This window comes from Bacillus sp. FJAT-27986, assembly GCF_001685035.1.
In the GTDB taxonomy this organism is placed as follows: domain Bacteria; phylum Bacillota; class Bacilli; order Bacillales; family Pradoshiaceae; genus Pradoshia.
Map to the genome: position 1 here is coordinate 375,463 of NZ_MAYV01000012.1, position 23,286 is coordinate 398,748.

The following is a 23,286-nucleotide window of genomic DNA, read 5'->3' on the forward strand; positions in this document are numbered from 1 at the left end:
CCCCCAGCCACAAATAGTATATTCCCCACCTGAAATTGTATCAGTATTTCCAATTTTACGAAAGCGTGAAAATCTCATCCTGATAACTTCATATTTACAATTAGTTATTCTAAACAAAAATAAAAAACTGACCGAAGTCAGTTTTTTATCGTTACTTAGTAGATGATGCTTCTTGTAATTTTCCTCGTAAAACCATTGGTAAGATACCGCCATGACGATAATAATCGATTTCCACATCAGAATCAAAACGAACTAAAACATCAAATTTCTTCTCTGTTCCGTCCTCTCCAACTGCAGTTACCTCGATGATGTCACGTGGTTTAACATTTTCATTAACTGGAACAAAGATTCTCTCTTTTCCAGTTAAACCAAGTGTTTTAGCGCTTTCGCCTTCTTTGAATTGAAGCGGAAGTACACCCATTAATACAAGGTTGGAACGGTGAATTCTTTCAAAGCTTTCCGCAATGACCGTTTTAATTCCAAGTAGGTTGGTACCTTTGGCAGCCCAGTCACGGGAGCTTCCCATTCCGTAATCTTTCCCAGCCAATACGATCAAGCCAGTATCATCTTTTTTATATTCCATACATGCATCATAGATAGACATCACTTCACCAGTTGGCCAATACGTTGTATATCCACCTTCAGTGCCTGGAGCAATCTGATTACGGATTCGGATATTAGCGAAAGTACCGCGCATCATAACTTCATGGTTTCCACGACGAGAACCGTATGAGTTAAAGTCACGGATAGCAACTCCTTTTTCACGCAAGTATTTACCTGCTGGTGTATCTTTGCCGATAGATCCAGCCGGAGATATATGGTCTGTTGTAACTGAATCTCCAAATAATCCGACAACGCGCAGTCCGTCAAGCGGTTTTACTTCTGTTGGGTTAGGATCCATATTTACAAAATAAGGTGGGTTTTGAATATAAGTTGAATCAAAATCCCAATTATATAAAGGTTCGTTGCTGGTTTGGATTTCATTCCATCTTGCATTGTCATCGAATACATGCTCATACTCTTTAAGGAAGAGATTAGATGTTACGGTATCCTGTACAAGTTTATTAACCTCTTCACTGGATGGCCAGATATCTTTGAAATAAATATCTTTTCCATCTTTACCTTTTCCAATTGGATCATTCTCAAGATCGATATCCACTGTACCTGCTAAGGCATATGCGACAACCAATGGCGGTGATGCCAAATAGTTTGCTTTTACTAACGGATGAATACGTCCTTCAAAGTTACGGTTACCGGATAAGACAGAAGTAACAAGTAAATCTGATTCAGAAACAGCTGCTTCAATCTCTTCCATTAATGGACCGGAGTTCCCGATACATGTAGCACAGCCATACCCAACAACATTGAAACCAAGTTTATCAAGGTATGTTCCCAGACCAGAATCACGCAAATAGCCTGTAACGACTTTTGATCCCGGAGCTAATGATGTTTTTACGTGATGTGGAACCTGTAATCCTAATTCCACAGCCTTCTTAGCAACTAGTCCAGCACCCAGCATAACATATGGGTTAGAAGTATTCGTACAGCTTGTAATGGCAGCAATGGCAATATCACCTGTTTTCATCGGCGCCTGACGGCCATCATTCAGCTGAACAGTGATTTTTTTATTAATTTCATCTTGACTAAGACCGAATCCTGCATTTCCAACCGGAGCTGTTAAAGCTTGATTGAAGGCAGATTTCATATTAGATAAAGGAATCAAATCCTGCGGACGTTTTGGACCGGATAGATTAGCCTCAATTTCTGAAAGGTCAATCTCAATAATTTTTGTATATCTTGGTTCATCACTGTTTTTATAGTAGAACAAACCGTTTTCTTTACAATATTGCTCAACAATTGCGATATGCTCTTCTGTACGTCCAGTCAAACGCATATAAGTAAGAGATTCTTCGTCAATTGGGAAGAAACCGCAAGTAGCGCCATATTCCGGTGCCATATTTGCGATGGTCGCACGATCTGAAAGTGAAAGAGCGCTCATCCCAGGGCCGAAAAATTCTACAAATTTATTAACCACACCACTTTTACGCAGTATTTCAGTAACTTTTAACGCCAAATCTGTAGCCATTGTTCCGTTTGGCAAGGAATTAATAAACCGTACACCGATAACTTCAGGTACTGGGAAATAAGAAGGTTGGCCAAGCATTCCAGCTTCCGCTTCAATTCCGCCTACACCCCATCCTAATACACCCAGACCATTTATCATGGTAGTATGTGAATCAGTTCCCACTAAAGAATCTGGGAAAGTCATATAATCGCCATCCGGCATTTCTACTGAATGTACAACATTAGCCAAATACTCAAGGTTCACTTGGTGAACAATCCCTGTATCTGGTGGAACCGCACGGTAATTATCAAATGCTTTTTGTGCCCAGCTTAGGAATTGGTAACGTTCCGCATTTCTTTCAAATTCTAAATCCATATTAATCTGCAACGCATCTGCAGTTCCATATTTATCAACCTGAACTGAATGGTCGATAACAAGATCAACCGGGATTTCAGGGTTAATTTTACCCGGATCTCCTCCGATATCAGCCATGGCTTTACGTAATGAAGCCAAATCGACTACAGTCGGTACACCTGTGAAATCCTGCAATATTACACGGGAAGGTTTAAAAGGTACATCAATATCGATTGACATTTCCTCTGTTCCCCATTTAGCAAGGTTTTCCACATGTTCCTTTTTAATAGCTCTCCCATCCTGTTGACGCAAAACGCTCTCCAGTAAAACTTTAATGGAATAAGGCAATTTGGAAACTTCTCCAACTCCTGCTTCTTCCAATACATTCAAATTGTAGTAATGATAGCGTTTACCGTCGATTTCAAAAAATCTCCGTGAATCGAACACATCATTTTTCCCCAATCAAATTACCCCCTCTAGGTAAAAGATATTACAGAATATAGTAATAAATTGTAGAAAAGTAAAACACTTTTCATTCAATCCTAATATTCTAACAATTTAATATTAATATAACCTTTCCATAAAGTAAAATATAAGTAATTTATTACCTGTCATAAGTTCTGCTTATTGGTAATTATTTTCCTGATAAAATAAAAGCCGGCCAGCAAAGTAATATTAGCTGGCCGGTACCTTATCGATATTTTTCAAATTTGTCTAAATCTGAAACCATTTTGTCTAATGTATTTCTATAATCATCCAGTTGGTCCTTTTGATGTTCACTTGCCACTTCATAAGCATTTTCAACCTGCTGATACGCCTCATTAATTTCTTCCCACAAATGTCCCACTTCATGGCCAAATTGAGGATCATGCTGCATAGATTCAAGATTTTCATGTGCATCCACCGCTCTTCTGACGCCATTTTGAGCGGATTGAAAGGCTTGAACTTTATTTTTGTGATAAGGCACGTACACCCCTCCTTAACAATATATCTTTTATGATGTACGGAAGTTTATTGCCTTATTCATGATGTGAATCAGCTTCTAAATACCCGTTATTATATACCTGTATAATCATTTAATAGGCTCTCATACTATAGGTAGGAGGGATGAATATGTCGAATAAAAACGCTAATCACCAAAAAGGCCCTAAAGATAAAAATCATTCTGGCCAACCGGCACCCTTAAGCGGTTCTCATAAAGTGAAAAACAGGCAGCATACACGTCAAAAAAATCATTCTCATCACGATATGTAACAGCATTATCTTTTCTTAAAAGACTGCGGGAGGAATTTTTTTCTCTCGCATTTTAATTCCGCTCATAGATAGTATTCAGGAAAAGATCCTCAGACTTTCAACAGAAACATTGATTATAAGGTTTTGTATTATCTTTAATGGCCTTTCCTACTGGCAGACCTAATACAACTACTAATATCCTCTATATTTTTAAATTTTCGCCTTTTAACTAAAAATATTATTATTAACTTTCCCTTTTCTCTCCCTGATTGTTTAAAATTCTTTTTCTGAAGGTTACACAGCTTACCGTTTTTGTGCGTGCTCACGATACGTTTGATTTTTCTAAGGAATTAACCTGCCTCCCGCATGTTCATGTGTAATCAATCCCTTTTGTGGTACGTATATCTATATAGAATTTTATTGAGGAGGTATTATACGACAATGGATTATGTATGGTACGCAAGTTATGGATCCAATTTATTAGAGAGCCGCTTTCGTTGTTATATAAGCGGAGGGACACCAGAGGGTTCTACAAAAAATGAACGTGGGTGTACGAATCCTGCTTATCCAGAAAAAATTGCTCCGATTTCTCTTCCTTATGAGATGTACTTCGCTGAATACTCAGGTCGTTGGGATGGCGGTGTCGCTTTTATCAATACTGATAGAGATACGAATACAAGGACATACGGTAAGAAATACCTAATTACTAGCGAACAGTTTAAACAAATTGTACAGCAGGAGAATGACAATTATAAAATGGAGATAGATCTTGAATTAGCCAAAAATGTTCATACCTATTCCTTTAACGATTCTTGGTATGGTAATATTCTCTACTTGGGTGAGACGGATGGATATCCGATTTTCACCTTTACAGATAATCGAACTATTGCTGAAAAGAACATCACTCCACCTTCTCTTCCCTATTTAAAGAATATTTATTATGGACTAGCTGATCTGTATGAAGATGATAAAAATCTAATTCAATATTTATATTCCAAAAAAGGTGTTTCTGATGCCTATTCTTTAGCTGACTTAGAAAACTATTTTAACTAAACTAAAAAAGCACTCCAATTGCAATTAAATCTCTAACAATTGGAGTGCAGCTTTTAGAGTAGTGACTGACATTATTTTAAATCAGTTCGTCAGCTTTTAATAAAAATTCCAGATCTCTTTGCTGAATAAATTGTCCTGCATAATTAGAAGGCATGTCTTGTTTTAATATTTCAATCGCTATTTTGATTGGCACCCATCTTAATACAAATCCGTCGTTAATCTCATCGTCGGTATACATCGGGTCTTTAAGTTCACCAATAGTTTTAGCAATATATCCATAAGATATCTGAAGCAGCTCTTCATTATTACGGTATTCAATAGTAAGTCCCAGTTCCTTAATATCTTCTATTAAGGTTCCTACTTCTTCTTCTACCTCTCTTTTTAATGCATCATAAATAGTTTCATTGCTTTTAATGCCTCCACCAGGCAATTTATGATAGTTTCCATTTGCAACGAATAAAAGAGCAATCTCATCACGGTCGTTAATGACTACAGCTCTGGATGCCTTTCTAATACGATATGCATGATCCGTATACTGTTCTGACGCATCATCATAAATTTCCTTGATAAGTTCCATGGTTTATGACCCCTTTTAAATCTTTCTAATAATCCACAGTATGATTATATATAATTTTAGCTTTCTGTGTAATATATTATTATACATATTCATAAATAAAACGCATAAGACCTGCCTCAAAGCTAAATATGATATAATACCCATAATCATATGTATATTTTATATATTCTAGCTGCACAGAATTATTTATTTATAATAAGATAGTGAAATTTCAGTATATATAGATAAGGTGGCTGAATGAATGACATTAAAGGAAAAAGCAGTACAATTTGCAACGGAGGCACATGCCGGACAAGTACGTAAGCTGTCAAATGAACCCTATATTATACACCCTTTGCAGGTGGCTAAAACTCTTGAAGAGGCTGGTTTTTGTGAAGAATTGGTGATTGCAGCATTCCTGCACGATACTGTGGAGGACACAGATACAACGATTGAACAGATTGAAAAGGAGTTTGGACCTAAAATCGCGCATTATGTTTCTGCTCATACAGAGGACAAAACAAAAACCTGGGAAGAACGTAAGCAGCATACACTTGAGCTTGTTAAAGAAGCGCCTCTTGAAGTAAAGGCTCTTATTGTTGCTGATAAATGGGATAACCTAAAATCCATGACTGCCGGACATGAATTATTGGGGAGTGAAATTTGGAACTGCTTTAAAAGAGGACTGGATTCTCAGGAATGGTATATCAGAGGGGTTGCAATGAATAGCTTTTATGGTTTGGACGACAAAGAGATTCCGGAGTTTTTCCATCAATACGTTAAAGACGTAAATAGCTTTTTTGATTCTATAAAAGATAGTAACAACAAATAATTTGTCAAACACAGCCATAATAACCCGGGGACCTATTAAGGTCCTATTTTCAATCAAACGCTATTTCCGTAAAAGAAAACCTCTTCATAAAAAGAAGAGGTCAAATAGAGAAGTATTTTTCAAATGGACTGACGTCTATTTTTTCAATTTCTAATTTTTTTCGAAGAAATTTGTGATCACGTTTTGGTGTTGCTAGAATATACCCTTTAATAATAAGATCCATCGTTATCTTATTAGCCTTTTCTTTAAGTGCAAGTTCACCGATTCTCCCTGCGATTTTATGCCTTGCTACATCTCGAAATAATTCAGGAACCGGGCTTACTAATTCTTCTAGAAAATCTTTTTCTTCCTGATTCCATAGATGCCTTGTCTGATTAACAAATTCAACTTCCCAGTCCATATCTGATTTTCCATCTTCTTTGGGCAGTTTTTTTAAGAACTTTCGAAACATAAAAAATCCACCGATGGCCATAAAACCAATCATAAAGACAACCCAAAACAGGATGAACCATAAAAACCATCCTTCTAACATAAATCATTCACCCCAGTTAAGTAATACACAATCCCCTAATTTAACAATCATTTTCCATGTATTATTATAACAAAGAGTTGGAAACCTTCAACTAAATTGACTAATAATTACTAAATTGTTTGTACAAAATTCGTATAAGGGAACCTCCATTCCTAACATGGATTTTGGAGAAAAATAAAAAGAATTGCAGGAAAAGGGTGTATTACGTAAATATATCAAAGATTTTGGGCTTTTCTCTATTGTTTTCCCTTGTTAATTGAGATTGTTTTTAATTGTCAGAATTATCAATCTCTGATATAACTAAAGATAACAATCTGACTGTATTAAAGAAGTAATGAATATACTGTATAGTTTCCTCATATCATTCAATCTAGATATTTCTTTAATCTAATCAGGGATTGTGGTTATTTTTGTTAAGGGTCAGATTGGTTTGTTGCATTTCCACTACTTTAAGGAGGTCTTTACTTAATGGGAAAAAAAGTACACAGACGCAGGGAAGTCAGACGATTACTTCGAGAAGAATTAAAGAAGATGGAATCAATAACCAAGCAACAGCCTAATGAACAATTAACGCCAATCGGTGCAATGAAAAATTAATCTGGCGCTATCGCCTATCGAACTAAAGCACCCAGAATACATGTATTCTGGGTGCTCTTTTCTTATTATGACATTTTTTATGTATAGACCATAAATTTTCGACAACCAAGAAAAAAATATGTAAAAATACACTTGAAAATAAAATTTATTTCTTATTCTCTATGTCAATATTACCATAGCATTTCACACCTCTATTACCTGATTTTACAAAATTTCTATGTTTCTTCCTAAAAACGCTGGGTATGTAATAGATTGTACGAGCAATCGCTCAAAAAAATACTATTATATACGGAGGTATAGATATGTTTTTTCATAAAAAAGAACTTCAATTTGAAGCTAAACCAACTAGACCAGATCCATTGATGGCAAAGAAAATTCAAGAACTGATTGGTGGACAATATGGTGAAATGTCCGTTATGATGCAATATTTGTTCCAAGGCTGGAGCGTACGCGGCAACGAAAAATATAAAGACCTTTTACTTGATATCGGTACTGAAGAAATTGGTCACGTTGAAATGTTAGCAACTATGGTCGCACGTCTTCTTGAGGATGCACCGCTAAAAGATCAGGAAAAAGCTATGGCTGACCCGGCAATCGGTGCAGTATTAAGCGGAATGAACCCACAACACGCGATTGTATCCGGATTAAACCCTCGTCCTCAGGATAGCCTTGGTAATCCATGGATGGGCAGTTACGTAACTGCAAGCGGAAACTTATTAGCTGACTTCCGCGCCAACCTAAATGCTGAATCACAAGGTCGCCTGCAAGCTGTTCGTATTTATGAAATGACTGATGATCCAGGAATTAAAGATATGCTTTCCGTTCTTATTGCACGTGATTCTTATCACCAAAATCTATGGGCAAAAGCAATCGCTGAATTAGAAGAACAAGAAGGATTACTTGTTCCAAGCACATTCCCACGTGAAAAAGAACGCTTAGATATCGCATACTCTTTATATAATTTCTCTGAAGGCGAAGAAAGCAGTACTGGAACGTGGGCAAGCGGTGAAGCTCCGGATGGACAAGGTGAATTCCGCTATGAAGCTGTCGTTCCACCTGCAGAAGGCGCAAAACCAATGTTAAAACCAGCTCCACTTGAAACACATAACACATTGCCAATGGACACAGATAAATCAATCTTATAAACGCTAATGTATATTTTTGATTAGCATACAAAAGGACTTCAGAATAAGTGTTATTCTGAAGTCCTTTTTTCATAGATATTTCCCATTGATTCCCCTGCTCTTCTTGTCCTTATTTTACTATTGCATCCCCTATTGGTGAATATCGTATTCTGTACTGTAAAGTAATCTAAATTCCGGGGAACATTAGCCACTCATTCCATGTTCTATAAAAAACATCCCCCCTCCCCCATTAATCGATAATATTTACCTATCGTATCTAAGTAATAAAACAATGCTTATTCATTAACTATCTCACTTCTATCGGCAAGTCCAATTCGAGTGAATAGTTGTATTTCATTAATTCTTTATGATATCAAAAGAAGATATTGAGTAAGTCTACCTTTCTTTATTAATTTATTATCTTAAAAGAATCCTTCGCTCTCTTTTGGATATGCTAAAGGCATATTTAGTGAAAAAGAATGGAGGTTTCTTCATGAATAATCCACATATGAAAAAACTCGATGATATCGAAAAGGAATATCGGACAAATAGTAAGCTTGGCTTAAGCGACGCACAAGTAGCGGAACACCAAGCGAAATACGGACTTAATCAATTAAAAGGAAAGAAACAGAAGTCGCTCGTCCAACGTTTTTTTGAACAATTTAAGGATATCATGGTCTTGATTCTAATCATCGCGGCTGCGGTTTCCTTTTTCGTCGCCCTTAAAGGCCATGATACAAAGGAATATATTGAACCAGTTGTTATTTTAAGTATTGTTATATTGAATGCTGTACTTGGAGTTGTTCAGGAGAATAAGGCGGAAAGATCACTCGAGGCACTACAGAACCTTTCCTCTCCACGGGCAAAAGTCATCCGTAATGGAAAATTAACCGAGATTGAAGCAAGCCAGATTGTGCCTGGTGATCTAATCGAATTTGAAGCTGGTGATTTCATTCCGGCTGATGGAAGATTAGTTGATGCAGCTTCCTTGAAAATTGAGGAGTCAGCTTTAACTGGAGAGTCCGTTCCAGTTGAAAAGGATCAGAATGCAACAGTTAATGAGGATGCACCCCTTGGAGATCGAGTGAATATGGTTTTTTCAGGCAGCAGTGTTTCCTATGGTCGCGGAAAAGCAATTATAACTGGAACCGGAATGGATACACAAATGGGCAAGATTGCCGAATTGCTTGAATCAGCTGACCAAGGTCAGACACCTCTGCAACAAAAACTAGGCAAGCTAGGAAAGTACCTCGGCTTGCTGGCGCTTGCCATCAGTATTGTAATCTTTGCTATCGGATTCTTCTCTGGAATGCCGATACTCGAGATATTTATGACTGCAGTATCCTTAGCAGTCGCTGCTATTCCAGAAGGTTTGCCAGCAATTGTCACAGTCGTTTTAGCACTCGGCGTCCAGCGAATGGTCAAAAGAAATGCTATAATCCGCAGGCTTCCAGCAGTTGAAACTTTAGGAAGTGCCTCTGTTATTTGCTCTGATAAAACAGGTACACTTACACAGAATAAAATGACAGTCATCAAAGCCTGGGTTAAAGGTGAACCAGAAGATATAACTGACCATGTTTCCGGTCCAATTAAATCCTTGCTTCGCCTTGGTTCACTTGCATCAAATGGGACCGTTGAAATCGTAGATGGAGAAGAAAAGCACATCGGCGATCCAACAGAGACTGCTATCCTTTCAGCAGCGCTTAAGAATCAAATGACAAAAGAAAGCCTCCATGAAGCAGCACCCCGTGTTGGTGAGATTCCTTTTGATTCTGACAGAAAGCTAATGACAACCATCCATGTAATAGAAGGAAAACCTTATGCATTAACAAAAGGTGCTTTTGATGTATTGATGAACCGTTGTAAAACTGGTGATTTTGAAGCTGCCAAGAGAATTAACAACCAAATGACGGATGAAGCTATGCGTGTTATCGCTGTTGCTTTTAAGGAACTTGACAGTGTTCCTGATCACCCTAATAGCGATGAGATTGAGCATGATTTGCACTTTGTCGGCTTGCTTGGAATGATTGATCCTCCACGTGCAGAAGCTAAGGATGCCGTACAGGTTTGTAAAAGAGCTGGTATACGCCCGGTTATGATCACAGGTGACCATATTGGAACAGCAAATGCCATTGCCAAAGAACTCGGTATATTAAATGCCGGACAAAAGTCTCTTAGTGGTGCAGAACTTGAAAAAATGAGCGATCAAGCATTAAATGACTCAATCGATGAGTACTCTGTTTATGCACGTGTGTCACCGGAAGATAAAATACGGATTGTCCGCGCCTGGCAGCAAAAAGGTGCAATCGTATCAATGACAGGTGACGGGGTTAATGATGCTCCTGCCTTGAAGGCAGCTGATATCGGTTGCGCGATGGGTATAACGGGGACGGATGTCGCGAAAGGAGCATCAGATATGATCTTGACGGATGATAATTTTGCGACAATTGTCGATGCAGTAAAAGAAGGTCGCGGTACCTATGATAATATCCGCAAAGCCATTCAATTCCTGCTTGGCACTAATATGGGTGAGATATTTATTGTTTTCATTGCCATGATTATTTGGCAACAAACACCGCTCCTTGCCATCCATCTTTTGTGGCTGAACTTAGTGACAGACGGACTTCCTGCACTCGCTCTTGGAATGGAACCTGTTGAAGAAGATATTATGAAGAGGAGACCGAAGCCAAAAGCAGAAGGAATTTTTGCAGGTGGGCTCCTTTACCGGATTGTCCTTCAGGGGTTGATGTTTGCTGTACTTTCCTTAATCGGCTTTTATCTGGCAGGAGTCAATCTGAACTCATTAGGCGCTGCCCAAACAATGGCTTTTCTAGTTTTATCACTTTCGCAGCTCTTTCATGTTCTAAATGTAAGAACAACCAAATCTATTTTCCAATCCGATATTCGTGAAAATAAATATATGATTCTTGCCCTGCTTGCTTCACTTTTACTTATAGTTGCGATTGTATTTATACCACCGCTTGCTTATATTTTCGAGGTAACTCCTCTTCCTTCTGAATACTATCTGATCGCGCTTGGACTTGGATTTGTTCCAATCATTGTAATTGAGATTGAAAAACTGATCAGAAGAACTAAGACAACCTAATTTCCAGCAGTTAAAAAGCACCCGATTGGGTGCTTTTTATTCGGCTAATCCATTCGGTTTTTCTGATTCTTTTCCCCTTGGTGTTACTAGAATAGCCTCTAGCTATTTTTACTTGGCTGTTTTCGTAAGTATTGTTGCTATTGATTAACGCTTGTTTTTATGAAAATAGCCACCTCCAAAAAGGAAGTGGTTGTACTTGTTATTGGACTAACTCTCCTGTTTGTTTAAGTACATTCCTTCACAAATATTATAAATAAAATCTCATTTAACTATACTATCTACCAAAAAATAAGGTAACAGCTCAACATCGAGCTGTTACCTATTTTTCACTTCAAAGAGCTATAAAACTTCATCTTCTTTTCTTTCTATTTTGTTCTTTAAATTTCTTGAAATTTTTCATGCCGCCTATGCTACTAAACATTTCATTTGCCTTTTCTTTTTCAATCATTTTAGAATTCAAACCTTGATACTTAGTCTCTTTTTTTAGTTTCCAGTAGCTTTCTAGCCTTTCAATTGACAAAAATCCATCTTTCATTGCTTTTTGTACTGCACAGTTTGGCTCATGTTGGTGTGTACAATCATTAAATTTACAATCATTAGCAAGGTCTTCAATATCAGAAAAAGACTTGGTTAAATCTGCACTTATAATTCCAAGCTCTCTCATACCAGGAGTGTCTATAACAACACCTAAATTTTGCAACATAATTAATTCACGGCTTGTAGTAGTATGTTTGCCTTTATCATCATTCCTTATTTCATTTGTATCTAATAAGTTTTGGCCGATAAGGCAATTAATTAAGGTTGATTTCCCAACTCCAGATGAACCTATAAACGCTACTGACTTCCCATTTGAAAGATACTTTTTTAAAGATTGGCATCCTTCATCAGAAGTATTTGTTGTAACAATCACATCTATACCAATTGCAATAGAATATATTTCATCAAGTCTTGATGCTATATCATCACATAAATCTGACTTTGTAAGTACAACAACTGGGTTTGCACCACTGTCCCAAGCGATAGAAAGATAACGCTCTAGTCTACGCAGATTATAATCATTGTTCAGTGACATACAAATAAAAACCGTATCAATATTTGTAGCGACAATCTGAATATCTTTTTTGGTTCCTACCATTTTACGTCCAAATACGCTTTTTCGTGAAAGTATATGATGAATAATTCCGTTCCCCTTTGAATTATTTGTTCTGTCGATCATAACAAAATCTCCAACAGCAGGATATTCAGAAATTCCTGTTACATTATAGCGATACTTACCGGATATCTCAGCAACAACCTCACCACTTTCTGTAATCACCTTATATAAATTTTTAGATTGTGATGAAACTCGCCCAATAAAAAGGTCTTTATATATTGTAGACTCCTGTATGAATTCTTCAGTAAGTCCTAAATTTTTCATATCAATATTATTCAATTTCATTTCCTCCTAAAGTTTAGATAATAACTTTTGGGAGGTTTTATGCATTAGTTTATTTTGTGCATACCTCCCTATTTGTTACAATCTCCACATTTAGCTTGCTATACATAAACACAGCAGCTCCTTTCATTACTTATAAGTTTTATATTAGTACAATCCAACTCTAATGTTCAACACAAATTAAACAATGTTCTTCCACTAAACTGCCCCGTTAGCAGCATAAGAAAAGGCCGTCAATTTGACAGCCTTTTCTTATGCTAATATCCCTGTTAACTCAATAAGAATCCCTGAATTGAAACATAAAAAACAAAACCAGAAACACCAATAGACATATAACCCCAAAATGCTTTTTTATCTTTTTGAAGCTCAATTAGTCCCGTAGTCAATATTAAAAAACTTAGTACCATCATTAAATAAGGCATATACTCAAAGTTCTTAGTTATTAGACCAAAAAACGCTAATACAAGAACACCTATCGATAAAATAATTCTTAATGTTTTTAGCATATTTCTCTCCCCTTACAACAAGTCATATCCCCAAGTTTTTGTCTAATCATATCACATTTACATTATTATTCTATTCAATTCCTTCTTGAGCTAACCTGTCCCTTTACTTCCATAAGGAGTTCAACAGAAAAGGACATTAATCCTTCTTGGATCAACGCCCCTGTTAGTTCAATTAGTATTTAGATAATCTAAGACAATATCAACTCTTTCATTGACTGAATAATCCCCTTCAATTTTTAATACTGGACAAGATAAGTCTGCCATCCAATGCTCGTGCAATTTTTTACTTCTAACTTTCATTCCCGCACTATCATAAAGAGAAGCCCACTCTAAAAAAGTTTTCGATTGTTCATATTTGCTTCCGCCAGTTAATATTTGACTTCCATAACGCTCATATTCCCTCTGCTTTAACCTTTCAAGCCTTATATCTTGCGGAACCCATAAGAATATAACAAGGTCAAAATAACTTTTAAAGTTATCACCCCAACCACACACTGCACCAGAAAGAATCCAGTTTTCATTAAGTAATAAATCTTTTTCAAGCATTTCTCTTCTTTTAGGTACTTCTCTTTGTTTAGTAAATTTAGTTGTCCAAAAGTAGTCATCAGTATCAAGATGTGTATGAGGTAAGACCTTTGATAATGAAGAACCTAGCGTTGAAGTACCAGAACCAGAGGCTCCCAATATGTGTATTTTTTCTTTCATTTTCCCCATCCTTAATCATAGGCTTCTTCAACTCTTCTGCCCCTTTAGTTCAATAAGCTATAATAGCCAAAAATATTTATCCCTGCTTAAAGACTATGTATTATTTTGACGCTGTTAGCAAAGTGCTAATTGATAAATTTAATTCTTCTTTAAAGTTTTCCTCATATAGTTTCAATGAGGAATAGCTAACTGATTGCATCAATATTCCTTTCAACCCAGTCTTCATTATAAATACTACCATTCGGGCTATTTTCAAGTCTGGTGTCTTTTCTTTAAATCCTGGTACTCTATGTGCTGAATACATATTTCGCCAATCCTTCAAACTCTTCCAGTACAAATTATAATCTTTCTCACTTAACTCTATGTTAGACAAAGTAATTGGCTTTAAATCACCATCTAATCCAAGCTTCTTCCAGTGTATTTCATTTTCGTCAGTACCAAAAATCATACACCAGAGATTAATTGACTGAAAGTAATGTGCATCTATTGTATACTTCCAAAATTCCTGAGAACCAAATCTACATAGGTTATCAAATTTCTCATTTAAATATCTAAAACTAGAATAATGGCATAAAAAGCTTTTTAGTATTTCAAGCTGTTCATCCAAAACCGACTCATTAAAATTCATGTTACCCTACCTGAAATTTATTTACTGGTTTTATCCCTAATTCGTTGATCGTCTTTTAGTCGTTGGTATGTTCTAATATCAATTATTCGCCATATTTTGTTCAAGTCCTTCTTCCGCTAACCTGCCCCGTTTGTTGAACAAGCCATCTAAATTCAACTGTACCACAAATTGGATATTTATATCCTTTTATTCAAGAGCAACAATCTATGCGAAAACAGCCTTTTGTTTTTATGATCTTCCTCAAAAATATCTTCAATTTAAAATACGGTTGTATTTTGTGAAACAAATTCAACACGATTAACATGATTCGGGTTAAAACAGCCAAAATTAAAAAAACGACCAAAGGTCGTTTTTTATCATTTATACGGAAGTAACCGGATTATTACCTGCCTGTGTATCATTTAAGATGTTCTCAAACTTCTTATATTGCATATACATCGCTATTCTCCATGGCACAATCATTGAAAAAGCCAATAGCCAGAACATTCCTCCTGTTTCACCCAAATCAATTGATGAACTTAAAAATACCTTAAGGATCGTTCTTATTAAAATGAGTCCTATAAGAACGATTCCAAAAGCTTTCGACCGTTTCATGTATATTTGATTATCTTTAATTTCAAATTTGGATGTCTTTATTAAAAATATGGAAAAAAACATACCCAATATGATTGCCTCGAGTATTTCCATTCCAGTTAACCGAAAATACGGGAATACATACATAAGTGCACCGGTACTCATAAAAAACGGCGGCAATATAATCTTTTTGATAGAAGCCGGTTTTTGGGATGCCTTCATTCTTACTGCAAAAACAATAAGTCCCATTATCACTGCAAGTATTGTAGATACTGCAAACATCATATATCATCATTCCTTTTAGCATACATAAATTTCAAACGGTTAATACGACTTATATTATTCTAAGACGCACTTGATCGCATCTATTACCCTGATCTCTTCAAATGGTTTTATAATAAAGTCTTTTGCACCCGCTTCTATGGATTCTCTGACAATCTTTTGCTGCCCCATTGCCGAACACATAATAATTTTGGCATCCGGGTATTTACCCTTAATTACTTTGGTCGCCTCTAATCCACTCATTAATGGCATCGTTACATCCATAGTAACCAAATCAGGCTTATGCTTCTCATATAGATCAATTGCCTCTATACCTGATTCTGCTTCTCCAACAATGTGATGATTTCCTTTTTTAAGGATAGCTGCCAACGTCAACCGCATAAACTTTGCATCATCCACTATTAGAATATTAGCCATCTTTAGTTCCCCCTGTTACAAAATAAAAGTATATCTCTGTGCTGAATATGATTAAAACTAGTTAAAAACCACTCCATCCTCCGAATAAAGCGATAAAATAGGAGCTTATTTTGGTCATCCAATCAAAAAACAAAACGATTCCCATCAGAATCATTAACATTCCGCCTGCCTTCATAACTTTATCCGAGTTGCGTTTGATCCAGCTTAATTTCCCAATAAAAAAAGACATAATAAAAAACGGAATAGCAAATCCTAAAATATAAGCTAACATGTAGAACATACCAGATTCCGGGTTGGTTCCGGTCATCCCAATGACAACCATTAAAATAGGTCCAGTACATGGAGTCCATCCTGCTGCAAAGGCAATTCCTATTAAAATTGATCCGATATAACCACCCGGACGATTTTTAAATTCAAAACGGTGTTCTTTCATAAGAAACTTCGGCTGAAAGAAGCCAATTATAATTAAGCCAAAAAAGACTATAAGAATAGCACCTAATTGCCGGATAATATCTCCATAGTTTTCAAAGAAGGTTCCAATATAAGATGCACTGAATCCCAGTGCTATAAAAATAATGGAAAATCCAATTAAGAAAAAGAAAGTATGTAATAGGCTCCTTTTATGCATCATCGCGTTATCATTTTTTAATTCTCCAACCGACATTCCTGTTATATATGAAAGAAAGGCCGGATAAAGCGGAAGACAGCATGGAGATATAAAGCTGAGGAAACCTGCTCCGAATGCCAAAAATATATTAATATCACCCAAATGAAATTACCCCCACTGTTTCTAATTCATTCCATCTTACATTGTACCAAATTACTCCATATAAAGTAACTGTCTGAGCAGATGATAAAGAGTATAGTTTTAATTTTCAATATATTTTACATTTTTAGTAAAATTTATGTATAATAGTTTTACCGCAATTCTTTTCTGTAAGAATATGTTATAACCTTGTAAATTTAAACATAATCCACTAAACGAGGAAGGATCTGCAACCATGGATAATCAAGAGTTGTTAGACAAAATAGAAATCAAGCGTGCAGAACTAGTTACTGTCGTCTCTCAGAATGGATTATCATCTCAAACAACCATTCAATATAGCCAGGAACTCGATCATCTGTTAAACAACTATCAACCTGAAAAAACATACAATAGATCAAAAATATCATGTTAAGCTAAAGTAAGAAAAACCTAAACACATAAGGATAGAATAGAGTTAGAAGAACTCATTCTTTTTCCATTAAAACACTGTTCAAACAGTTTCAGGAATCACCCAAAAGTATATTTCAGAAAAACAATAAATCGCATCCGATGAATCAGATGCGATTTATTTAGTTAGAGTCTTTATTTCAGCTTACATCTTTGTTGAAACTAGAACGGATACCATTTTGAAGTAAATACATTTTATAATAAAGCCCTTGCTTAGCCAGCAGTTCCTGATGTGTTCCCTGTTCAACAATTTGGCCTTGATGCAAAACAAGTATAAGGTTAGCATCTTGAATTGTGGAAAGACGGTGGGCAATTGCAATTGTCGTTCTGCCCTTTCTCATTTTTGCCAGGCTTTTTTGAATAGCCTCTTCAGTTTCTGTATCAATATTGGCTGTCGCTTCATCAAGAATAAGAATTTTAGGATCTCTCACGATTGTTCGCGCGAAGCCAATCAACTGCCTTTGACCGCTCGAAAATGTTGCTCCCCGCTCCACTACTAAATGATTATATTTATCAGGTAGCTTTTCAATGAAGGATTGTGCCTGAACAAAATTAGCTGCCTCTTCTATTTCATTGTCCGTTATTGTTTGATCATGCAAACTGATATTATCTCTAACAGACCCATAGAATAAGAAAGCATCCTGTAATACAAGCCCCATCTTCCCCCGCAGTTCTTCATTTGAATAACTTTTGATGGATTTCCCATCAATTAATATATCTCCTCTATTAAATTCATAGAAACGCATGATCAAATTTATGATAGAACTTTTTCCACTACCCGTATGTCCAACAAGTGCAACTGTTTCGCCCTCATTGACTTTAAAGGAGATGTTTTTTAGTACATCTCTCTTTCCATCATAAGAAAAACTAACATTTTTAAATTCAACGACACCCCGCTCGATTTTATACGTTTGAATGCTCTCTGCCCCGGGAGCTAACTCTTTTTCATCCAAAACAGCAAATACTCTTGATCCAGCCACAATTGCCTGCTGATATAAGGATAATCTTTGCATCACTTGGTTAACGGGTTCAAAAAACCGATCAATATAGTTTACAAACGCATACAAAACACCTATTTCAACTACTGAATTCATCGAGTTGATCCCAAAGTAACTGAGCACAAGAACAATCGCAAATATATATACTAGATCTATCGCTGGCCTTAGCAATAACCCATCTATCTTAATATTCCTCATTCCTGCTTCATAATGTTTTTGATTAATCTCCTCAAACTCATCCTTTAAGCGTTTCTGCTGGCGAAACACCTGAATTATAGACATCCCCTGGAGAGATTCATTTAAATTGGCGTTCAACTGGCTTAGCCTTTCCCTGAGTTCTTGATAAAAAACACTGCTGAATTTACGATAAAATCTCATAAGCAAATATAAAATGGGCAGGATGAATAAACAAAACACAGCAAGCCTAACATTTAAAATAAACATCGCAATAATCGTCCCTATCACGAAAAACCCACTGGATATAAAAGCTGCAATCACAGTCACAAACATATCCTTAATTGCTTCTGTATCATTAGTAATCCTGGATACAATCGCTCCTGCAGGTGTTTTATCAAAATATCTCAATCCAAGGCTCTGTACTTTACTAAAAATATCAACCCTAAGCTGCTGAATAATTTTTAAAGCGACAAGCTGGAACGAAAACTCTTGAAAATAAGTAATAAACATTTTAGCAAACAGGAGTATCAAATACCCGATTGCCAAAATAGCTATTGGCTTATACTGCATATTCATTGGCGTTAAATAATCATCAATGAATATCTTCACTAAAATAGGTCCTGTGATGTCAGCCACTGTCGCAAGAAATAATAAGAAAAATGCTCCTATTAATCTCTTTTTATATGGTTTCGCATAGGACAAGAGACGGAAGAGAATTGCTCGCTGTTCTTTTCCTGTTATTGATTTAAGTTCATCCATCTCTTATCCCCCCTGCTCCACTAATTCTTCTAATTGTTGCTGTTGGTACATTTCTTTATACCAGCCTTCCAAGTCCATTAACTCCCTATGCGTACCTTTTTGAACGATTTTACCGTCCTTCAGAACAATGATTAGATTGGCATGCTGGATAGCACTTAACCGATGGGATGTGATAATCGTTGTTTTGTGTACTCTGTTTTCCTTTAAATTCTGAAGGATTGTTGCCTCTGTTTTGGCATCGACTGCCGATAGTGAGTCATCCAGAATTAAGATTTCAGGATCAAGCATCAATGCCCTTGCTATACTGATTCTTTGCTTTTGACCACCAGAAAGCGAGACTCCACGTTCACCTACAACCGTATTATATCCTTCCGTAAAGCCTTCAATATCAGAATGAATATATGAAAGATTTGCTGCTTCTTTAATTTCACCTTTGGTAGCATTCGGTTTAGCAAAAGCGATATTCTCACCAACCGTTGCTGAAAACAAAAAAGGATCCTGTGGTACATACCCAATTGCTTCTCGTAATGATTTCAACGTATAATTTTGGATTTCATGTCCGCCAATGCTTATACACCCTTCTGTTGTCTCAAATTCCCTAATCAGTAATTTTAATAAAGTCGTTTTACCTGCACCAGTTTTCCCAACTATTCCGAGAGTTTCACCTTTTTTTATCGTAAATGAGAGATCCTCCAGTACAGGTTCCTTTTCATCAGGATAAGTAAAGGATGAAATCTCAAATTCTATATCACCACTGGCTTGTTCGTTAAGAGCGCCAGTTTTATTAAAAATATCGGTTTTTTCAGCTAGGAGTTCAGTAATTCGATCATAAGATGCGTTCCCACGTTGCACGATATTAAATAAGAACCCAAAAGCGAGCATCGGCCAAATCAATAATCCTAGATAGGTTGAAAAAGATACAAGTTCACCAATCGTCAAACTGCCCTCCATCACATATTTCGCGCCAACAGCGATTGAAATAAAATAAGAAAGTCCCGCCATTACACTGATAGTTGGATCAAACAAGGCATCTATACGCGCCACCGATATGTTTTTATCCACTACATCATTAGAGGAAGACCGAAAGGATTCAATATCCTCTCTTTCCTGGCCAAAGGTCTTGATCACTTTAATCCCATTTATGCTTTCCTGGGTCTTGTCATTCAATTCAGAAAAGGCAGCCTGAGCAGCCCTAAATCTTTTATGTAATAGCTTCCCATAATAGCTTGTTGAGATGGCAATAACGGGCATAGGAAGCAATGCAAACAACGTTAAACGCCAATCAATAAAGGCCATGGCCAGAACAACAAACCCACCGGTCGTTAGCGAATCAACCAAGGATAGGACACCGCTTCCTGCGGTTTGCTGGATTGCATTTAAGTCATTGGTCGCATGTGCCATCAAATCTCCGGTGCGCTTACGCTGGTAAAAGGATGACGGCATATTCGTGAAATGGTCAAATAATCGATAACGAAGTTCTCTTGCTAACTTCACGGCTGAACCAAAGATCTTGATTCGCCAAAAATATCTTAATATGTACATACCAACGCCCGAAGCAATTAAAATAACAGTCAATTTCGAAAGACCTGCACCTGTCAGAGAATCATTATTAATCTGATCAACTACAATTCCTATAATTCTAGGTGGAATCAGCTGCAAAATAGCTACGAATAATAACATAATGATGCCAATTATGTATGCTTTTTTTTCTTTCTTAAAAAACCATTTTAGCTTTACAAAGATCTTCACAAATGCCCTCCTTTTCTCTTTTATAAGGCCTCCTTATTTTAGCAAATCAAATAAACCAAAGGAAGATTATTTTAAACTTTCCGAATAATTATACAGGTGTATTTTAGGATTGCTTTACAAACTTAATTAGAATATTTGGTATATTTTGTTATAAAAAGCTAACTATCTAACTAAATAAGTGATATAATTGTGATATCACTTTGATATATAGGAGGCATTAAGATGGTTGAAAAGAAGGCAGTTAAAATGAATGGTTATTTAGGCGTCCTTGCAGGGTTGGTCATTATCAGCATTAGTGCTTATATGTTGATAAATGGATCAACTGTACTTCCAATCGTATTATTAATAGCTGTTGCCGTATTATTGTCTGGCATCACCATTGTCCAACCAAACGAAGCAAAAGTATTAACATTTTTCGGAACATATGTAGGAGTCATACGCGAGCAAGGTCTATGGTTGGCAATACCTTTTACCATCAAATCCAGCGTTTCACTGCGCGTCATCAATTTCAATAGCGATACCCTAAAGGTAAATGATTTAGAAGGTAATCCGATTGAAATAGCTGCCGTGGTGGTATACCGTGTCAATGATAGTGCGAAGGCAACTTTTGATGTGAAGGATTACAAAGAGTTTGTACAAATCCAAAGTGAAACGGGAATTCGTCATATCGCAAGCCAATACGCCTATGATCACTTTGACAAAGAAACCGATCTGTCACTACGGAGAAATAGTGATGAAATTGCTGTTTTTTTAGCAGAGGATTTACAAAAACGTATAGAGGTAGCTGGTGTGGATGTGCTTGAGGCACGAATCATGCATCTAGCCTATTCTTCTGAGATTGCTTCCGCTATGTTACAAAGACAACAGGCCCAGGCTGTGCTGGCTGCCCGTAAGGTAATTGTTGATGGTGCCATTGGAATGGTGAAAAGTGCGATCGACCAATTGGCGGATGAAGATATTGTTGAACTTGATGAAGACAAGAAAGCACAAATGGTCAACAACTTAATGGTTGCAATTGTTTCAGAAAAGGGAACGCAGCCAATTATTAATACAGGAAGCATTCACTAGGTTTTTAAGATGGCCAAAAGAAAAGCATATCCGCTAAGAATTGATCCTAAACTTTATGATGCACTTGAAAAATGGGCAGATGATGAACTTCGCAGTGTAAATGCTCAAATAGAAATCCTCTTAAAAGAAGCCGTAAAAAAAGCAGGCCGATTGAAGGATGATCAAGAACAACAAGAATAAATTCGAGACTATTAGATAGCCAGAAGCATAGTTAGAACGTTTGTTTAAAATAATACAAACGTTCTATTTTTATTGTGGTGATTTAATAAACACTCTTATACCATTCCTATTGACGCTTTTTGAGCACACATAAAAACCACCAGTCTATGTTTGCTCAATGTCAAAATCCTCGTTTCTACTTTTAATTATTTTTAGAATTGTATTATAATTTAGATATAAGATTCATAAGGAGATGATTAACTTGAAAAAGTTCTTTAAGATTGGATGCTTAGGAATCATAGTTATTGCTGTATTACTTATTATTGTTGCTATTGTAGGTGGCGGAGAAGAAGAAAGTGTATCAACTGGTAATACTTCAGACACTAAAACAACTGAAACACAAAAAACAGATGATGGAACTAAAACCATTGATGCTTCTTCTCAACAAGTAACAGCACAAGGACTAAAAGTTGGACTAGGCGACATTAAAATTGAAGAAAATGAAATCCAAGTAGGTATCAATGTTCAAAATACAACAGATGGAGTTCTACAATTTTATCCCGACCAAGGATCAGCTGTAATTGGCGATATGCAATTGGATGCCAACATGTTCTTAACTGATGGTGATGTTAGTGGTGAGATCCAAGGTGGGGTTAAAAAAGAAGGAGTACTTGAATTTTTAGCACCTGATGGTAAAACCATTGATGTTAATTCCGTTAAAGAGATAAAGTTAATACTGGGTGACGTAACCACTGAGGATTTCATGAACAGTGAAGATGTTTCGTTTACTATTCCAGTGAAATAATATAAAAACCCCTTCTCGCAAAGAGGGGGTTTTCGTGTTTATAGACTAACATAAAAAGCTAATTTTATCTCTTAATGAACCATTTGATTGCCCTAAAGATTATAAAATAGTGAAGTAGCCATATAATCAATAAGCTTTTAACGCTATAGTCTGAAAACTCAGCACCAACAATAGAAAAAACCACTCCTCCGTATTTAATGGTTTAACATTCTCTACAGAAAAGTGGTTTTAAACTAAGCCAAGAAAACTTCACCAATATACTAAAAAATATCGATGAAGGTTACATCTTTTTATGTAAAAAAGACAGTAAACTTTAACCATGTATAATCAGATGACCTTAGAATCCCAGATGTAACAAGG

General features: G+C 36.3%; 23 protein-coding genes. 10 read left to right on the plus strand and 13 right to left on the minus strand.

Annotated features, from left to right (window positions below):
• Positions 1–151 precede the first annotated feature (151 nt).
• Positions 152–2,881 carry an aconitate hydratase AcnA gene (gene acnA, locus A8L44_RS08055; protein ID WP_066103949.1) on the minus strand — a complete coding sequence of 910 codons (2,730 nt, stop codon included), beginning with the start codon at positions 2,879–2,881 and terminating at the stop codon, positions 152–154.
• Between the two features lie 229 nt (positions 2,882–3,110).
• Positions 3,111–3,386, minus strand: a complete 276-nt coding sequence (locus A8L44_RS08060; RefSeq protein WP_066103951.1) for a hypothetical protein — start codon at positions 3,384–3,386, stop codon at positions 3,111–3,113.
• A 146-nt stretch (positions 3,387–3,532) separates the two neighbouring features.
• Here A8L44_RS08060 and A8L44_RS08065 point away from each other — a divergent pair, with 146 nt between their 5' ends.
• Both A8L44_RS08065 and A8L44_RS08070 read left to right on the plus strand, forming a co-directional pair.
• Positions 3,533–3,673: a small acid-soluble spore protein P gene (locus A8L44_RS08065; protein WP_077248027.1), complete on the plus strand. Its 141-nt coding sequence runs from the start codon at positions 3,533–3,535 to the stop codon at positions 3,671–3,673.
• A 420-nt stretch (positions 3,674–4,093) separates the two neighbouring features.
• Positions 4,094–4,705 carry a hypothetical protein gene (locus tag A8L44_RS08070; RefSeq protein ID WP_066103954.1) on the plus strand — a complete coding sequence of 204 codons (612 nt, stop codon included), beginning with the start codon at positions 4,094–4,096 and terminating at the stop codon, positions 4,703–4,705.
• 76 nt (positions 4,706–4,781) lie between these two features.
• Here the strand turns inward: A8L44_RS08070 and A8L44_RS08075 are convergent, their stop codons facing one another.
• A complete protein-coding gene (locus tag A8L44_RS08075; RefSeq protein ID WP_066103956.1) occupies positions 4,782–5,282 on the minus strand; it encodes an NUDIX domain-containing protein in 501 nt (166 codons plus the stop codon).
• Between the two features lie 241 nt (positions 5,283–5,523).
• Between A8L44_RS08075 and A8L44_RS08080 the strand changes: the two genes are divergently transcribed.
• Positions 5,524–6,093 (plus strand): HD domain-containing protein, encoded by a 570-nt coding sequence (locus A8L44_RS08080; protein WP_066103958.1) that lies wholly within the window; start codon positions 5,524–5,526, stop codon positions 6,091–6,093.
• A gap of 100 nt (positions 6,094–6,193) precedes the next feature.
• Here A8L44_RS08080 and A8L44_RS08085 read toward each other — a convergent pair whose 3' ends face one another.
• Positions 6,194–6,625: a DUF2621 domain-containing protein gene (locus tag A8L44_RS08085; protein WP_066103960.1), complete on the minus strand. Its 432-nt coding sequence runs from the start codon at positions 6,623–6,625 to the stop codon at positions 6,194–6,196.
• A gap of 468 nt (positions 6,626–7,093) precedes the next feature.
• On the opposite strand from A8L44_RS08085, the gene A8L44_RS19340 reads away from it, so the two are divergent.
• The 3 genes from A8L44_RS19340 (at position 7,094) to A8L44_RS08095 (ending at position 11,452) form a co-directional block, all read left to right on the plus strand.
• Positions 7,094–7,222, plus strand: coding sequence for a hypothetical protein (locus A8L44_RS19340; protein ID WP_257469051.1), 129 nt, complete (start codon positions 7,094–7,096; stop codon positions 7,220–7,222).
• Positions 7,223–7,524: 302 nt separating this feature from the next.
• Entirely contained in the window at positions 7,525–8,367 is an 843-nt protein-coding gene (locus tag A8L44_RS08090; RefSeq protein ID WP_066103961.1) for a manganese catalase family protein, read from the plus strand.
• Positions 8,368–8,839: 472 nt separating this feature from the next.
• Complete coding sequence (locus A8L44_RS08095) at positions 8,840–11,452, plus strand: calcium-translocating P-type ATPase, PMCA-type (RefSeq protein ID WP_192796843.1); 2,613 nt, start codon at positions 8,840–8,842, stop codon at positions 11,450–11,452.
• A 349-nt stretch (positions 11,453–11,801) separates the two neighbouring features.
• On the opposite strand, the gene rsgA is transcribed toward A8L44_RS08095, so the two are convergent.
• The 7 genes from rsgA to A8L44_RS08130 form a co-directional block, all read right to left on the minus strand.
• Positions 11,802–12,884 (minus strand): ribosome small subunit-dependent GTPase A, encoded by a 1,083-nt coding sequence (gene rsgA / locus A8L44_RS08100; protein WP_066103963.1) that lies wholly within the window; start codon positions 12,882–12,884, stop codon positions 11,802–11,804.
• 272 nt (positions 12,885–13,156) lie between these two features.
• The gene (locus A8L44_RS08105; RefSeq protein WP_066103964.1) at positions 13,157–13,393 is read right to left on the minus strand and encodes a DUF3953 domain-containing protein; all 237 of its coding nucleotides are present in this window, start codon (positions 13,391–13,393) and stop codon (positions 13,157–13,159) included.
• A 168-nt stretch (positions 13,394–13,561) separates the two neighbouring features.
• Positions 13,562–14,098, minus strand: a complete 537-nt coding sequence (locus A8L44_RS08110) for an ATP-binding protein (RefSeq protein WP_066103966.1) — start codon at positions 14,096–14,098, stop codon at positions 13,562–13,564.
• A gap of 100 nt (positions 14,099–14,198) precedes the next feature.
• On the minus strand, positions 14,199–14,726 hold the full coding sequence (locus tag A8L44_RS08115) for a hypothetical protein (protein ID WP_066103969.1): 528 nt from the start codon (positions 14,724–14,726) through the stop codon (positions 14,199–14,201).
• Between the two features lie 360 nt (positions 14,727–15,086).
• Positions 15,087–15,584: a CcdC family protein gene (locus tag A8L44_RS08120; RefSeq protein WP_066103974.1), complete on the minus strand. Its 498-nt coding sequence runs from the start codon at positions 15,582–15,584 to the stop codon at positions 15,087–15,089.
• A 54-nt stretch (positions 15,585–15,638) separates the two neighbouring features.
• The gene (locus tag A8L44_RS08125) at positions 15,639–15,998 is read right to left on the minus strand and encodes a response regulator (RefSeq protein ID WP_066103977.1); all 360 of its coding nucleotides are present in this window, start codon (positions 15,996–15,998) and stop codon (positions 15,639–15,641) included.
• Positions 15,999–16,059: 61 nt separating this feature from the next.
• Positions 16,060–16,767, minus strand: coding sequence for a cytochrome c biogenesis CcdA family protein (locus A8L44_RS08130; RefSeq protein WP_066103982.1), 708 nt, complete (start codon positions 16,765–16,767; stop codon positions 16,060–16,062).
• A 232-nt stretch (positions 16,768–16,999) separates the two neighbouring features.
• Here A8L44_RS08130 and A8L44_RS18475 point away from each other — a divergent pair, with 232 nt between their 5' ends.
• Positions 17,000–17,176, plus strand: coding sequence for an aspartyl-phosphate phosphatase Spo0E family protein (locus tag A8L44_RS18475; RefSeq protein ID WP_077248028.1), 177 nt, complete (start codon positions 17,000–17,002; stop codon positions 17,174–17,176).
• A 175-nt stretch (positions 17,177–17,351) separates the two neighbouring features.
• Here the strand turns inward: A8L44_RS18475 and A8L44_RS08135 are convergent, their stop codons facing one another.
• Together A8L44_RS08135 and A8L44_RS08140 are read right to left on the minus strand one after the other, a co-directional pair.
• Positions 17,352–19,145, minus strand: a complete 1,794-nt coding sequence (locus tag A8L44_RS08135) for an ABC transporter ATP-binding protein (protein WP_066103984.1) — start codon at positions 19,143–19,145, stop codon at positions 17,352–17,354.
• A gap of 3 nt (positions 19,146–19,148) precedes the next feature.
• On the minus strand, positions 19,149–20,894 hold the full coding sequence (locus A8L44_RS08140) for an ABC transporter ATP-binding protein (RefSeq protein ID WP_066103987.1): 1,746 nt from the start codon (positions 20,892–20,894) through the stop codon (positions 19,149–19,151).
• 222 nt (positions 20,895–21,116) lie between these two features.
• Here A8L44_RS08140 and A8L44_RS08145 point away from each other — a divergent pair, with 222 nt between their 5' ends.
• The 3 genes from A8L44_RS08145 to A8L44_RS08150 all read left to right on the plus strand — a co-directional run bounded on the left by A8L44_RS08145 (position 21,117) and on the right by A8L44_RS08150 (position 22,926).
• The gene (locus tag A8L44_RS08145; RefSeq protein ID WP_066103990.1) at positions 21,117–21,962 is read left to right on the plus strand and encodes an SPFH domain-containing protein; all 846 of its coding nucleotides are present in this window, start codon (positions 21,117–21,119) and stop codon (positions 21,960–21,962) included.
• Between the two features lie 9 nt (positions 21,963–21,971).
• Positions 21,972–22,142 (plus strand): ribbon-helix-helix domain-containing protein, encoded by a 171-nt coding sequence (locus A8L44_RS18695; protein WP_139063817.1) that lies wholly within the window; start codon positions 21,972–21,974, stop codon positions 22,140–22,142.
• A gap of 232 nt (positions 22,143–22,374) precedes the next feature.
• A complete protein-coding gene (locus A8L44_RS08150; protein WP_254654700.1) occupies positions 22,375–22,926 on the plus strand; it encodes a hypothetical protein in 552 nt (183 codons plus the stop codon).
• The last annotated feature ends 360 nt before the right edge of the window (positions 22,927–23,286 follow it).